Source organism: Pectobacterium colocasium (genome assembly GCF_020181655.1).
GTDB classification, from domain to species: Bacteria; Pseudomonadota; Gammaproteobacteria; order Enterobacterales; family Enterobacteriaceae; genus Pectobacterium; species Pectobacterium colocasium.
Window position 1 is genome coordinate 272,694 of sequence record NZ_CP084032.1, and the last position, 13,025, is coordinate 285,718.

General features: G+C 53.3%; 13 protein-coding genes. 4 read left to right on the plus strand and 9 right to left on the minus strand.

Going from position 1 to position 13,025, the window contains the following annotated elements:
• Positions 1 to 93: 93 nt before the first annotated feature.
• Genes prmA through LCF41_RS01245 form a run of 3 tightly spaced genes read right to left on the minus strand, consistent with a single transcriptional unit; the run spans position 94 to position 2,682 of the window.
• Positions 94 to 981 (minus strand): 50S ribosomal protein L11 methyltransferase, encoded by an 888-nt coding sequence (gene prmA, locus LCF41_RS01235; protein ID WP_225086547.1) that lies wholly within the window; start codon positions 979 to 981, stop codon positions 94 to 96.
• A 17-nt stretch (positions 982 to 998) separates the two neighbouring features.
• Complete coding sequence (gene panF / locus LCF41_RS01240) at positions 999 to 2,450, minus strand: sodium/pantothenate symporter (protein ID WP_225086548.1); 1,452 nt, start codon at positions 2,448 to 2,450, stop codon at positions 999 to 1,001.
• A complete protein-coding gene (locus tag LCF41_RS01245) occupies positions 2,440 to 2,682 on the minus strand; it encodes a YhdT family protein (RefSeq protein ID WP_225086549.1) in 243 nt (80 codons plus the stop codon). Before LCF41_RS01245 ends, panF begins: the two co-directional genes overlap by 11 nt.
• A gap of 575 nt (positions 2,683 to 3,257) precedes the next feature.
• Here LCF41_RS01245 and LCF41_RS01250 point away from each other — a divergent pair.
• Positions 3,258 to 3,686: a TOBE domain-containing protein gene (locus tag LCF41_RS01250; RefSeq protein WP_225086550.1), complete on the plus strand. Its 429-nt coding sequence runs from the start codon at positions 3,258 to 3,260 to the stop codon at positions 3,684 to 3,686.
• A gap of 166 nt (positions 3,687 to 3,852) precedes the next feature.
• Here the strand turns inward: LCF41_RS01250 and accC are convergent, their stop codons facing one another.
• The 6 genes from accC to acuI form a co-directional block, all read right to left on the minus strand.
• Positions 3,853 to 5,196: an acetyl-CoA carboxylase biotin carboxylase subunit gene (accC, locus tag LCF41_RS01255; RefSeq protein WP_225086551.1), complete on the minus strand. Its 1,344-nt coding sequence runs from the start codon at positions 5,194 to 5,196 to the stop codon at positions 3,853 to 3,855.
• 11 nt (positions 5,197 to 5,207) lie between these two features.
• Complete coding sequence (accB, locus tag LCF41_RS01260) at positions 5,208 to 5,675, minus strand: acetyl-CoA carboxylase biotin carboxyl carrier protein (RefSeq protein ID WP_225086552.1); 468 nt, start codon at positions 5,673 to 5,675, stop codon at positions 5,208 to 5,210.
• Between the two features lie 24 nt (positions 5,676 to 5,699).
• Positions 5,700 to 6,152 (minus strand): type II 3-dehydroquinate dehydratase, encoded by a 453-nt coding sequence (aroQ, locus tag LCF41_RS01265; protein WP_225086553.1) that lies wholly within the window; start codon positions 6,150 to 6,152, stop codon positions 5,700 to 5,702.
• A gap of 254 nt (positions 6,153 to 6,406) precedes the next feature.
• A complete protein-coding gene (msrQ, locus tag LCF41_RS01270; protein ID WP_225086554.1) occupies positions 6,407 to 7,006 on the minus strand; it encodes a protein-methionine-sulfoxide reductase heme-binding subunit MsrQ in 600 nt (199 codons plus the stop codon).
• 79 nt (positions 7,007 to 7,085) lie between these two features.
• The gene (msrP, locus tag LCF41_RS01275) at positions 7,086 to 8,087 is read right to left on the minus strand and encodes a protein-methionine-sulfoxide reductase catalytic subunit MsrP (protein ID WP_225086555.1); all 1,002 of its coding nucleotides are present in this window, start codon (positions 8,085 to 8,087) and stop codon (positions 7,086 to 7,088) included.
• Positions 8,088 to 8,465: 378 nt separating this feature from the next.
• Entirely contained in the window at positions 8,466 to 9,443 is a 978-nt protein-coding gene (acuI, locus tag LCF41_RS01280; RefSeq protein ID WP_225086556.1) for an acrylyl-CoA reductase (NADPH), read from the minus strand.
• Positions 9,444 to 9,624: 181 nt separating this feature from the next.
• On the opposite strand from acuI, the gene csrD reads away from it, so the two are divergent.
• The 3 genes from csrD (at position 9,625) to mreB (ending at position 12,922) form a co-directional block, all read left to right on the plus strand.
• Entirely contained in the window at positions 9,625 to 11,562 is a 1,938-nt protein-coding gene (gene csrD / locus LCF41_RS01285; protein ID WP_225086557.1) for an RNase E specificity factor CsrD, read from the plus strand.
• A 165-nt stretch (positions 11,563 to 11,727) separates the two neighbouring features.
• Positions 11,728 to 11,886, plus strand: a complete 159-nt coding sequence (locus tag LCF41_RS01290) for a hypothetical protein (RefSeq protein ID WP_156890158.1) — start codon at positions 11,728 to 11,730, stop codon at positions 11,884 to 11,886.
• Positions 11,879 to 12,922, plus strand: coding sequence for a rod shape-determining protein MreB (gene mreB, locus LCF41_RS01295; RefSeq protein ID WP_039303992.1), 1,044 nt, complete (start codon positions 11,879 to 11,881; stop codon positions 12,920 to 12,922). The genes LCF41_RS01290 and mreB overlap by 8 nt, the downstream gene beginning before the upstream one ends.
• Positions 12,923 to 13,025: the final 103 nt, after the last annotated feature.

A 13,025-nucleotide genomic window follows, 5' to 3' on the forward strand; every position in this document is an offset into this window, starting at 1 on the left:
ACGCCAGCTTTTCGGGATCAATCGTGAGATATAGCAAGAAGAAAGGCGCCCACCGTTGCACATACGGTGGGCGGGACTCGCGGGGTAATACTATTACGATGCGCGGCGTTGGCCGGTAATGCGGCACCACTCTTCGCGTTCAGCGACTGGGTCGAGCGTGAATTTGTCTTCGTATGCTTCTGCGACGCCTTCGGCCTGCGTCGCTAGTACGCCGGACAAGCCGAGGTGACCACCCACTTTAGGCAAATCGCTAATCAGCGGTGCCAGCTCGCGTAGTGGGCCAGCAAGGATGTTGGCGACGACGACATCGGCAGACAGGTCGGCAGGCTGGTCTTTCGGCAGATAAAGCTCAAGACGCTCGGAAACGCCGTTGCGCTGTGCGTTGTCGCGGCTGGCCTGAATCGCCTGCGGATCGATATCAATCCCGATAGCGCGTGCAGCACCCAGTTTCAGGGCGGCAATCGCCAGAATACCGGAACCGCAGCCGAAATCGATGATGGTTTTCCCTTCCAGATCCAGTCCGTCGAGCCATTGCAGGCACAGCGCGGTCGTTGGGTGGGTGCCGGTGCCGAACGCCAGACCGGGATCGAGCATCACGTTGACGGCCGTCGGGTCAGGAATGTCACGCCAGCTTGGGCAAATCCATAAACGTTTGCCGAACTGCATCGGGTGGAAGTTATCCATCCACTCGCGCTCCCAGTCTTTGTCTTCCAACTGTTCGATTTTGTGTTTAAAACCGCTGCCCAGCAGCGGTTCTTGCTCCAGCATAGCGATAACCGTGTTCATATCGGTTTCAGCATCGTACAGCGCAATCGCGTCGGTATCGCCCCACAGGCGGGTCTCGCCCGGTAGCGGTTCGAACACCGGGGTATCGTGCGTATCCTGAAACGTAACGGATACCGCACCGCTTTCTATCATGACGTCACCCAGTTGTTCAGCAACCTTTCCTGAGGTGTTTATTTTCAGTTGAATCCACGGCATAGCAGTCTCTATTACATTTAAAGTGAAGATGAAGCGGCAACCGGCGCTGGTGGATTATGACCAAAGCGGTTGCCAATAATAAACGCCATCAGGCTGAGTAACAGCGATGGCACAATCGGGTGATATCCGGCCAGTTGAAGATTGAAGCTGGCCAGTAAGGTATAGCAAATCGCCCCGGTGAACATGGCGCTAAGCGCACCTGCGGCGTTCGCGCGTTCCCAGTACAGGCCCAGCACCAGCGGCCATAGGAACACCGCTTCCAGCCCGCCAAATGCCAGCAGGTTCAGCCAAATGATCATATCCGGCGGCCGCAACGAGGCCAGTAGCACCAGCAGGCCCAATAGCAGCGTGGTCATGCTGGAGAGGATCTTGATGCGGCGTTCGTTATGGATCTGCTGCGGGCGCACGCTGAGATAGAGATCTTTGATGATCGTGGCGGAGGCCTGAAGCAAATGCGCATTAATGTTGGACATGATAGCGGCCATTGGCGCGGCGAGAAAGATCCCAGCGGCCAGCGGCGGTAATACGGTGACCATCAGCGCCGGTAACACTTGATCGGGGATCGTCAGATTTGGCATCACAGCGCGGCCCAGCGCACCGGCCAAGTGCATGCCGAGCATCAGAATGCCGATGACGATGGTGCCGATGATAATTCCACGGTGCAGCGCTTTGCTGTCACGATAAGAGATGCAGCGCACGGCGGTGTTCGGCAAGCCGATGACGCCGAAGCAGACCAGCACCCAGAATGAGGTCATAAACGGCATCGACAGAATACCGTTGCTGCCCTGCGGCGACACCAGCATCGGGTCAATCTGTTGCAGTTTATCGACCGCGCTATGCAAGCCCCCCGCGGCATAGATCACGCCGACCAGCAGGATGACGGTGCCGATCAGCATCACGATGCCCTGCATCGCATCATTAAGCACGCTGGCGCGGAAGCCGCCAAACGTGGTGTACAGCGCGATGGTGACGCCGAAAATCAGTAGGCCGATGTCGTAAGGGATGTTCGCGGCGGTTTCCAGCAGGCGCGCGCCACCAATGAACTGCACAGCCATGGCGCCGATAAACGCGACCAGCAGGCTGATGCTGGCGAACCAGACCAGCAGCGGGCTGTTGTAGCGGGCGTACAGCATGTCATTCAGCGTGATGGCGTTGTAGCGTCGTGCCAAAATGGCGAACTTTTTCCCCAGAATACCGAGCGACAGCAGCATGGTGGGAAGCTGGATCATCGACAGCAGCACCCAGCCCAGCCCGTATTTATACGCCGCACCCGGCCCACCGATAAACGAGCTGGCGCTGACGTAAGTGCCGATGAGCGTCATCGCCAGCACAAATCCGCCCATTGAGCGGCCGCCGAGGAAATACTCGTTAAGAAAGTTACCCGCCTGACGGCGACGGTACGCATAAACCGACAGCCCGAACACCAGAAGCAGGTAGCCAATCAGCGGCAATAAAATTTCAATTTGCATCGTTACTCTCCAGTGAGATATCGCGGAAAATAACGCGCACCATCAGCCAGCATAGCAGCGTAAACACGAGCGGCAGCAGCAGGCAGGCCATCTCAAACCAGTGTGGAAGGCCGGTGATCCCTTGTGTGTTGTCTGGCAAATAGGCGGCAAGCACCCAGGCCACTAAATAAACCAGCGTCAGGCCAAAAGCCCAGCGGGCCTCTTTGTGCGCCTGAGGAAAGCGTGTATCCATGTTCTTCTCCACCGTAAATGGGAGCATCAACCCGTCATTTTAGGGTATGGGGATTGTTATGGGCGTCATATTGTTATGGACGTCGTGATGACGAAAGCGGGAATTTTACGGCATGTGAGCCAATTGACTAGTAAGAATTACGCCATCAGCGTAAAAGCCAGTCTCGGGAGGTAATGCTAATCGTTTAAGAATCGAGATACCGGGGCTACCACGGTGTGAGGCATCCCTGCGGGAACCTCATCACCGTGTTTCCCCTAAATCCAGAAGTAAGCGTTCAGCATTCAATTGCGGGGCGCTCATTGTCTGGCAAAAAAAGCCTGCTTTGCGATAGGTGTTAAAAAGGAAGTACGACGGGTATATTTCGGTCTGGTGAGCAACAGGTCAAGACTGAAATAAAATCTATCTCACCACAAAATAATACTAAATGAGTATTTTGGCTTATTGATCTTGAGGTAATTGGCGAATGATGGACGTCACATCGCATAATTTTCTCAGGAGAAGGTTTACTGTAGGACTATTATTTATCGTCTGCTCTTTCAGAGCAGAATAGTTAAAGATGAGCCAAAGGAGTCGTTATGTCAGTTTCAGCAAGAAATCAGCTTTCGGGTGTGGTGTCTTCCATTGTTGAAGGTGCAGTAAACAATGAAGTCGCATTGACCTTGGAAAGTGGGGATAAGTTAACGACGGTGATTACACGAGCCAGCTGTCAATCGATGAACCTTGCCGTTGGCAAGCCTGCGATTGCGTTGGTGAAAGCCCCTTGGGTCATTCTGGCATCCGCCGAATGTGGTTTGAATTTTTCTGCCCGCAATCAGTTCCACGGTAAGGTGAGCACCGTTACAAAAGGCGCCGTCAACTCGACAGTGCAGTTGGTGACTGCCAGTGGGTTGACGCTGACATCAACCGTTACCAATGAGAGTCTGGAAGAGATGAATATTGATGTGGGCAGCGAATTAATTGCTCTGGTTAAAGCGTCCAGTATTATTCTGGCTACCCGGAAATAATTACCGCTTTCTTTAGTGAATTCAAATATCGCTTATTTCCCGTTTAAATAGCCAATGTCTGGTATCGTCGGAAGATTGACCTTGAATAGGATTATTTAAGAGATATACGCAGATATAAATAACAAAGGCCAGCATAAGCTGGCCTTTTGGCTCGATTGCGAAGTGTTTACTGCAAGCCGAGTTTCTTCTCCAGATAGTGGATGTTCGTGCCACCTTTCTGGAAGTTTTCGTCGCTCATGATCTTCATCTGAAGCTCGATGTTGGTTTTAATACCATCGATAATCAGTTCAGCCAGCGCGTTCTTCATACGGGAAATCGCGATTTCGCGGGTTTCACCGTAAGTGATCAGCTTGCCGATCATGGAATCGTAATACGGCGGTACGGTATAACCGGCGTAAATATGCGATTCCCAACGTACACCAAAGCCGCCCGGCGCGTGGAAACGCGTGATTTTACCTGGGCTTGGCAGGAACGTGTTCGGATCTTCCGCGTTGATACGGCATTCTACCGCATGGCCGCGAACCTTGACGTCTTTCTGCTTGATGGACAGCGGCAGACCAGCAGCAATACGCAGCTGTTCTTTGATCAGATCCACGCCGGTAATCATCTCGGTGACCGGATGCTCCACCTGAATACGGGTGTTCATTTCAATGAAGTAGAACTCGCCGTTTTCGTACAGGAACTCGAACGTACCCGCGCCACGATAGTTGATATCGATACAGGCTTTGGCGCAGCGATCGCCGATGTTGCGACGCAGTTCGTCGGTGATGCCCGGTGCTGGCGCTTCTTCCACCACTTTCTGGTGGCGACGCTGCATGGAGCAGTCACGCTCAGCCAGATAAACAGCATGGCCCTGACCGTCAGCCAATACCTGAATTTCCACGTGGCGTGGGTTTTCCAGGTATTTTTCCATGTAGACCATGTCGTTGTTGAAAGCCGCTTTGGCTTCTGCACGGGTCATGTTGATGGATTGTTCCAGCTCTTTGTCGCTGCGCACGACGCGCATACCACGACCGCCGCCGCCGCCAGAGGCTTTGATGATGACCGGATAGCCGATGCGTTTTGCATGAGCGCGGTTAGCGTCCATGTCACCGTCTAACGGGCCATCAGAGCCAGGTACGGTTGGAACACCTGCTTTTTTCATCGCGGTGATGGCAGACACTTTGTCGCCCATCAGGCGAATAGTTTCTGCGCGTGGGCCGATGAAGATAAAGCCAGAGCGTTCAACCTGCTCGGCGAAATCCGCATTTTCGGACAGGAAGCCGTAGCCAGGGTGAATCGCGACGGCACCGGTGATTTCCGCAGCGGAAATAATCGCAGGGATATTCAGATAGCTTTTTGTTGACGGCGCCGGGCCGATACACACGGTTTCGTCCGCCAGCAATACGTGTTTCAAATCGCGATCCGCACTGGAGTGAACGGCGACGGTTTTGATGCCCAGTTCTTTACAGGCACGCAAAATACGCAGCGCGATCTCTCCGCGGTTAGCGATAACGATTTTATCTAGCATGATAAGCCTCGTTATTCGATGACAACCAGTGGCTCGTCAAATTCAACCGGCTGACCGCTTTCGACCAGGATGGCTTTCACCACGCCTGCTTTGTCGGCTTCGATCTGGTTCATCATTTTCATGGCTTCGACGATGCACAGGGTATCGCCAACGTTGACGTGCTGACCCACTTCCACGAAGGCTTTAGCGTCCGGGCTTGGGGTGCGATAGAAGGTTCCAACCATTGGAGAACGAACGATGTGTCCACTGATGGCAGCCGGTGCTGCTGCAGCTTCCACTGGCGCTGGTGCAACGGCGGCGGCCAGAGCAGGCTGTGGCTGCATCATTGGCGTAGCGTAAGCCTGTTGCATCATCGGGTAGTTAACCGCTGCTGGGGCACGACTGATACGTACTGATTCTTCACCTTCAGAAATTTCCAGTTCGGCGATGCCGGACTCTTCAACCAGTTCGATCAGTTTTTTGATTTTACGAATATCCATGGATGTGGTTCCGTACTCTTTTGTTTAATTGGAAGTTGACAGGCGTTTTACCGCTGTCTGTAAAGCATACTGATAACCATCTGCCCCCAGGCCACATATCACGCCTACCGCAACATCAGAAAGATAGGAGTGATGACGAAAAGGCTCGCGTGCATGCACGTTGGACAGATGAATTTCGATAAACGGAATCGAGACCGCCAGCAGGGCATCACGCAGCGCAACGCTGGTGTGGGTGAATGCCGCTGGGTTAATCAGAATGAAGTCTGTGTTTCCTCTGGCCTGATGGATGGTATCGATCAGGATATGTTCCGCGTTGGATTGCAGATGGGAAAACTCCACGTTCAATGTCTGCGCCTGTGTTTCCAGTTCGCTGACAATGTCTGCTAGCGTCGTCTTACCGTATTTGTCGGGCTCTCGGGTTCCTAGCAGATTCAGGTTTGGACCGTTCAAGAGCAAAATGTGAAACTTTTCTGCCATTGTGCTGCTATCTCCCGCGATTGACCTAGATTGGCAAAACCGTGTCGCACAAAATAGCGCGAAGCTATTCGTTTGTCACCTTTCGTGATGCAAATTGTCCGACCCGAGAAATTAAAGTCGTGCATTATAACCATATCGTGGCAATTCGCAGCTAAATACTGGTCTTATCTGCGGAGATATTCCTGAGCCAGACCGTGAGACGGTGTGAATCTTGCTGTGACTTACGCCCGGTTTTCCCCGTGCCAACGCGGTGTTTAGCGCCACCATTGACGAAATTTCTTATAACGGAACAGCAGCAATATCAGCGCCGCCAGTGCATATAAAATAGGCTGTGGAGACAGTGTTTTAACTGACCAAAGATAGTGTATAGGCGCAAGGATGGCGACTAAATAGACGAAATTATGCAGTTTTTGCCATTGCGATCCCAACTTGCGCATCATTATCTGTGGCGACGTTACCGCCAGTGCCAGCAAAATCAGCCAGCTTATGACACCCAGCGTCAAATAGGGACGGGATATCAGTTCCTTACCCAATAGCTCCAGATGACTCAGACCCAGCTCCAGCAGCGTATAGCTCACCAGATGTAACGTCGCCCAGAAAAAGCACCACAGCCCGAGGAGCCGACGACAGCGAATGAGCAGCGGCTGCTTGCCATCGCGCGCCAGTGGGGTGACCAACAGCGTCGCCAGCAGCAATTTCAGCGCCATCCTGCCGGTAAAGTGCTGGATATCCTTGGCCGGATCTGCGCTGAACCACCCTTGGTCAACCGACAATATCAGCCACAGCAGTGGCAGAAAACCAGCCAGATGGAGTAGCACTTTTAACCGGGTAATGTGTTGTAGCGTCAGTCTCATGCTGATGTGGATTCCTATCCTGACAAGGTGTTATTGGTTAGACGTTTTGTGTCATTTGTTCACGTTTTGGTATCAGTCGCTAAAAGTTTTCACGCAGATTCAAGCCGCGATACAGCGAAGCGACCTGTTCCGCATAGCCGTTGAACAACAGCGTGGGTTGACGCTCAACGTTAAGTAGGCCGCCTGAACCGATGACGCGTTCTGTCGCTTGCGACCAGCGCGGGTGATCCACATGGGGGTTAACGTTGGCATAGAAGCCATATTCGTCCGGGGCTGCCAGATTCCAGGTGCAGGGTGGTTTCTCACGAGTGAACCGGATATGTACGATGGATTTGATGTTTTTGAAGCCGTATTTCCACGGCGTGACTAACCGGATGGGGGCACCGTTCTGCGGCGGCAGTGTCTTGCCGTAAACGCCGACGGCCAGCAGCGCCAAAGGGTTCATGGCTTCATCCAACCGTAGCCCTTCTACATAGGGATAATCCAGCCCGCCGCCCATAAAGCGATCTTTTTGTCCCGGCATTTGTTCCGGGTCGTAAAGCGTTTGAAATGCTACGTAGCGTGCGTTGCTGGTGGGTTCGGCGAATTTGATCAGCTTGGCCAGCTCAAATCCAACCCACGGAATCACCATCGACCACGCCTCAACGCAGCGAAAACGATAGATCCGCTCTTCCAGCGGAAAGCGTTTGAGCAAGTCGTCGATATCCAGCGTGAGGGGTTTGGCGACATCACCGTCTATCTTGATGGTCCAGCCTTCGGTTTTTAACCCACCAGCATTCGCTGCCGGGTCGGCTTTATCGAGCCCGAATTCATAGAAGTTGTTATACCCCGTGACCTTATCTTCCGGCGTGAGTGGTAAATCGATCTTCCAGCCCGCAGGTTGGCTAAACGTGAGCGGTTTACCCGGCGGCGCTTTGGGTTTATCGGCACCTTTAAACCAGGCCAGCAGGTCGGCCTGTGCAGAAAACGGCAGTGCAAGCGCCGCAGCGGAAATACCCAGCGCTTTGAGTACGCGCCGGCGCTGATAGAAGAGGGATTCCGGGGTAACGTCGGCTTCCGTGAACTTGCGATGTTTGTGCATGTGAACTCCCGCCAGTCATTATTTTTTTGACACAAAGTGGCGTTTTTACTGCTTACTGTTCACTTAGTTATAGATGAAGTACGGTAGAAACCGCGACAGGAGAGATGAAATACTTTTTTGCAGGGTGTAACAGCGCTCAAGATTACTGATAATGCGTTGGGCGATGATAATGGATAGATCGTAAAGACGCTGTGAATACATCCATGTACGCTCGAGCCGCGCAGATATGAATCTCATCCCTGAGATTCACCCTTTCAGAGCCGTCGCAAGCGACGTTCAAAGGCGTTCCTGACGCCTTTGTCCCTGTCGCGGACGCTTTACTCTTCTATTCCATTATCACCGTTTTCGTTCCGCAAATTAATACGTCAACGAACGGCGTTAGCTGATTTTCACCAGCGTGCGGCCGGTGACTTTGTTCTCCAGCAGCGCCGCGGCGGTGGCAGGGACGTCTTCTAACCCAATTTCCCGCGTGACCTGCTGGTAGAACGACTCGGGCAGGATGGCGGCCAGACGCTCCCACGCTTGCTGACGGCGAGCCAGCGGTGCCATGACGGAATCCACGCCTTGCAGGCGAACATTACGTAAAATAAATGGCATCACGGTCGTTGGCAGGGCAATACCGCCAGCCAGGCCGCATGCGGCAACCGTCGCGTTGTAATCCATCTGCGCCAGCAGCGTCGCCAGTACGTTATCGCCGACGGTATCCACCGCGCCAGCCCAGCGTTGTTTTTCCAGCGGGCGAGGGCTTCCGCTGAATTCGCTGCGATCCAGTACCTGCTTCGCCCCGAGTTTTTTCAGGTAATCGGTGTTGTCGGCACGGCCGCTGACGGCGGTGACCTGATAGCCTAGCTCTGCAAGCAGCGCAACAGCCGTGCTACCAACGCCGCCGCTGGCACCAGTCACAATAATGTCGCCGCTTTCCGGTGTGATGCCGCCGTCTTCCAGTGCCATGACGCACAGCATCGCGGTGAAGCCCGCCGTACCCAGGATCATGGCTTTACGTGCATCCAGTGAAACAGGCAGGGGCACCAGCCAGTCGCTCTTCACGCGAGCCTGTTGCGCCAATCCGCCCCAGTGGTTTTCACCCACGCCCCAACCCGTCAGAATGACTTGTTGGCCGACGGTAAACCGATCGCTGTCGCTGTGGCGTATGGTTCCTGCGAAATCGATCCCAGGAACCATCGGGAAGTTACGAATAATTTTGCCTTTGCCAGTAATGGCAAGCGCATCCTTATAGTTAATACCAGACCAGTTAATATCGACAGTTACATCCCCGGTGGGAAGCTGCTCGGCGTCAATCTCGCGAATCTGAGCGTGGGTCAGTCCGTCTGACTGTTCAAGAACTAAAGCCTGCATGGGCTATCTCCTGTAGCAGGATTAAATAGGGGGAGTCATTCGACTATAGTTATTACAGATACTATTTGTTAATACAGTTACCTGCGTTAGTACTGGTACTATGCGTTATAGCTGGCCTATGCGAACTGATAAAAAACAACAAACTCGCAGAAATGACAATTATTTGGAATAGGACGTAGGGATGGGATTTACGACCAGATTCTCGATACTCGTGGTATTGCTGACGGTTCTCGCCATTTTTCTTATGCTTTTCAGTAGTATATTTAGCCTCTGTTATTACAGCCAGTTGCGGACAGAGCAGCAACTGCGTGAGGTTACGGCCAGTATCGATCAGGCATTATTAGTGCAATCGCCCGAGAATATCCAATATTGGCTGCCGGCAATGATGAAGACGGCAGGCATTGTTGTGCTGGATATTCAGGACAACGATTCGACACTCTATTTAATACAGTTGCCTGAGGCTGGCTGGGAACGCACACACCTCTATCACGAGGTTGAATTTCCGCTGATGCATCATCTGAACATGACGATCGCCATCAGGTATGTTGATCCGCTGATTGGTTTACCGCGCTTTGTGGTGCCGATGTTATCGGTGTTACTCGCTGCGGGCCTGATGCTCCTGATGCTGTATTTCTCCATCCGCTGGCTGCGTCGTCAGGCCGCCGGGCAGGAAGAGTTGGAGGAGCGGGCACAGCGTATTCTCAAGGGCGAACGTGAATCGGTTATGCAGGGCTCGGTACGTGAATGGCCAGTGAATACCAGCGGCGCGCTCGATAAACTGTTGTCTGATTTAGTCGAAGCGCGTGAGGAACGTGGGCGGGTGGATACCTTAATTCGCGCTTTCGCCGCGCAGGACGCCGAAACTGGGCTGAGTAATCGTCTGTTTTTTGATAATCAGCTGACCACACAGCTTGAAGAAGGTGCAGAAGTGGGGACGCACGGCGTTGTCATGATGATCCGCGTACCCGATTTTGAAACCTTGCAGGAAACGCACGGCTATACCAGCGCACTTCAGGAATACCGTTTCACGCTGGTTAACCTGCTATCGACGTTTGTCATGCGTTATCCCTCCGCGCTGCTGGCGCGTTACTTCAGCAGCGATTTCACCGTATTGCTCCCCCATAGCACCTTAAAAGAAGCCAATGCGATTGCTACGCAACTGGTGAAGGCCATTGATATTCTCCCCGCCTGCCCGCTGATCGATCGGGAAGAGGTGCTCCACATTGGTATTTGTGCCTATCGCGGCGGGCAAAGTGCCGATCAGGTGATGGAAAGTGTGGAAGATGCGACGCGTAATGCAGTGTTGCAGGGCGGTAACAGCTGGTGCGTGTTTGACAGACAGGTGCCAGACAAAGGGCGCGGCAGTGTGAAGTGGCGCACTTTGCTGGAACAGACGTTGGCGCGCGGCGGCCCGAGGCTGTATCAGAAACCCGCTGTCACGAAAGAGGGCGTGGTACATCATCGTGAAATGATGAGTCGGATCTACGACGGCGAACAGGAACTGCTCGCTGCGGAGTATATGCCGCTGGTGCAACAATTGGGGCTGGTGGCCAGCTATGATCGGCAATTGGTGGCGCGTATTATTGATTTATCAGCGAGCTGGCCCGGAGAAACATTGGCTTTGCCGGTAAGTGTGGACTCACTTTTACAGAAGCCTTTCCTACGTTGGTTGAAAGAAATCTTACTGCAATGTCCGAAAACGCAGCGGCAGCGCATTTTATTTGAACTTGCAGAGGCAGATGTTTGTCAATATATCGGCCACCTGCGACCAGTTCTTGAGGTGATCCTGGGATTAGGCTGTCGCCTGGCCGTCACGCAGGCGGGTTTAACGCTGGTCAGCACGACGTATATCAAGTCACTCCCCGTGGAGATCATCAAGCTTCATCCCGGCTTGGTTCGGAGTCTTGAGCGCCGCCCGGAAAATCAGTTGTTTGTACAAAGCCTGACCGAAGCCTGTAAGGGTACGCAAACACGGGTGTTTGCCGCTGGTGTGCGAACCAAAGAGGAGTGGCGAATGCTGTTAGGCAAGGGAGCCTATGGTGGGCAAGGGGATTTTTTTGCCGCATCAGTCCTTGTCACCGATGAGCTGAAAAAATATTCATCGCAGCATCGTGTTTAATATAAACCTCCTGTGCAAATTGACGTAGAATGAGGCGGTTGTTAAATCGGTTAGTGTGTGCTTACGATAGCGGCAATCCGATTAAATGTTAGATTTTATGTCCTGTGTTAGCGCAATGCTGTCGGGTGGACAGCGGTAAGAGGCCTTGCCGCGTGAGGAGAAAGCATGTTGTGCCTTCTTCCTGACGCCGACGTGCGCAACGCAGACTCATTTTTCACCGAAGCAGAGCCTTTTCGTGCCTTGTCGCTGCTTCGTGTGGTTGGTAAAGTAGGCGGATTTATTTTTCGCCCCCAGCTTGCAGGATTATCCTTTAGTTATGTTTAAGAAATTTCGTGGCATGTTTTCCAACGACTTGTCCATCGACCTGGGTACCGCCAATACCCTGATTTACGTTAAAGGGCAGGGCATCATACTGAATGAACCCTCTGTCGTTGCGATTCGTCAGGATCGTTCCGGTTCCCAAAAAAGCGTGGCGGCAGTAGGCCATGACGCTAAGCAGATGCTGGGCAGAACGCCTGGGAATATCGTGGCGATTCGCCCGATGAAAGACGGTGTGATCGCCGATTTCCAGGTCACGGAAAAAATGTTGCAGCACTTCATCAAGCAAGTGCATAGCGACAGCTTTATGCGTCCGAGCCCGCGCGTGCTGGTGTGTGTTCCGGTAGGAGCAACCCAGGTTGAACGTCGTGCCATTCGCGAATCTGCACTCGGTGCAGGTGCCCGTGAAGTGTTCCTGATCGAAGAGCCGATGGCGGCTGCGATCGGTGCTGGCATGCCGGTATCCGAAGCGACCGGTTCCATGGTGGTGGATATCGGTGGTGGTACCACGGAAGTGGCGGTGATCTCGCTGAACGGCGTGGTGTACTCCTCTTCTGTCCGTATTGGTGGTGACCGCTTTGATGAAGCGATCATCAACTACGTTCGTCGTAACTATGGTTCACTGATCGGTGAAGCGACGGCGGAACGTATCAAGCATGAAATCGGCTCCGCTTATCCGGGTGACGAAGTGCTTGAGATTGAAGTACGCGGCCGTAACCTTGCTGAAGGTGTACCGCGTGGCTTCACGTTGAACTCCAACGAAATTCTGGAAGCGCTGCAAGAGCCGTTGACGGGTATCGTCAGCGCGGTCATGGCGGCGTTGGAACAGTGCCCACCGGAACTGGCCTCCGATATCTCCGAGCGCGGTATGGTGTTAACGGGCGGCGGTGCGCTGCTGCGTAACCTGGATCGCTTGCTGATGGAAGAAACGGGTATTCCGGTTGTGGTGGCTGAAGATCCACTGACCTGTGTTGCCCGTGGTGGCGGCAAGGCGCTGGAAATGATCGACATGCACGGTGGCGATTTGTTCAGCGAGGAGTAATCCTGTCTGGAAAAGGGGGGACCGGATGGATGAACGCCTGCGTTTTTCATCTCTCGTGGTTACCCCTTTTTTATTTGCCTGAGCGAATGAAATCCGCCCTACG

What these genes read in the sequence shown, in the direction of transcription:
- prmA (WP_225086547.1), bottom strand. Translation starts at nt 981, where the DNA reads ATGCCGTGGATTCAACTGAAAATAAACACCTCAGGAAAGGTTGCTGAA.
- panF (WP_225086548.1), bottom strand. Translation starts at nt 2,450, where the DNA reads ATGCAAATTGAAATTTTATTGCCGCTGATTGGCTACCTGCTTCTGGTG.
- LCF41_RS01245 (WP_225086549.1), bottom strand. Translation starts at nt 2,682, where the DNA reads ATGGATACACGCTTTCCTCAGGCGCACAAAGAGGCCCGCTGGGCTTTT.
- LCF41_RS01250 (WP_225086550.1), top strand. Translation starts at nt 3,258, where the DNA reads ATGTCAGTTTCAGCAAGAAATCAGCTTTCGGGTGTGGTGTCTTCCATT.
- accC (WP_225086551.1), bottom strand. Translation starts at nt 5,196, where the DNA reads ATGCTAGATAAAATCGTTATCGCTAACCGCGGAGAGATCGCGCTGCGT.
- accB (WP_225086552.1), bottom strand. Translation starts at nt 5,675, where the DNA reads ATGGATATTCGTAAAATCAAAAAACTGATCGAACTGGTTGAAGAGTCC.
- aroQ (WP_225086553.1), bottom strand. Translation starts at nt 6,152, where the DNA reads ATGGCAGAAAAGTTTCACATTTTGCTCTTGAACGGTCCAAACCTGAAT.
- msrQ (WP_225086554.1), bottom strand. Translation starts at nt 7,006, where the DNA reads ATGAGACTGACGCTACAACACATTACCCGGTTAAAAGTGCTACTCCAT.
- msrP (WP_225086555.1), bottom strand. Translation starts at nt 8,087, where the DNA reads ATGCACAAACATCGCAAGTTCACGGAAGCCGACGTTACCCCGGAATCC.
- acuI (WP_225086556.1), bottom strand. Translation starts at nt 9,443, where the DNA reads ATGCAGGCTTTAGTTCTTGAACAGTCAGACGGACTGACCCACGCTCAG.
- csrD (WP_225086557.1), top strand. Translation starts at nt 9,625, where the DNA reads ATGGGATTTACGACCAGATTCTCGATACTCGTGGTATTGCTGACGGTT.
- LCF41_RS01290 (WP_156890158.1), top strand. Translation starts at nt 11,728, where the DNA reads ATGTTGTGCCTTCTTCCTGACGCCGACGTGCGCAACGCAGACTCATTT.
- mreB (WP_039303992.1), top strand. Translation starts at nt 11,879, where the DNA reads ATGTTTAAGAAATTTCGTGGCATGTTTTCCAACGACTTGTCCATCGAC.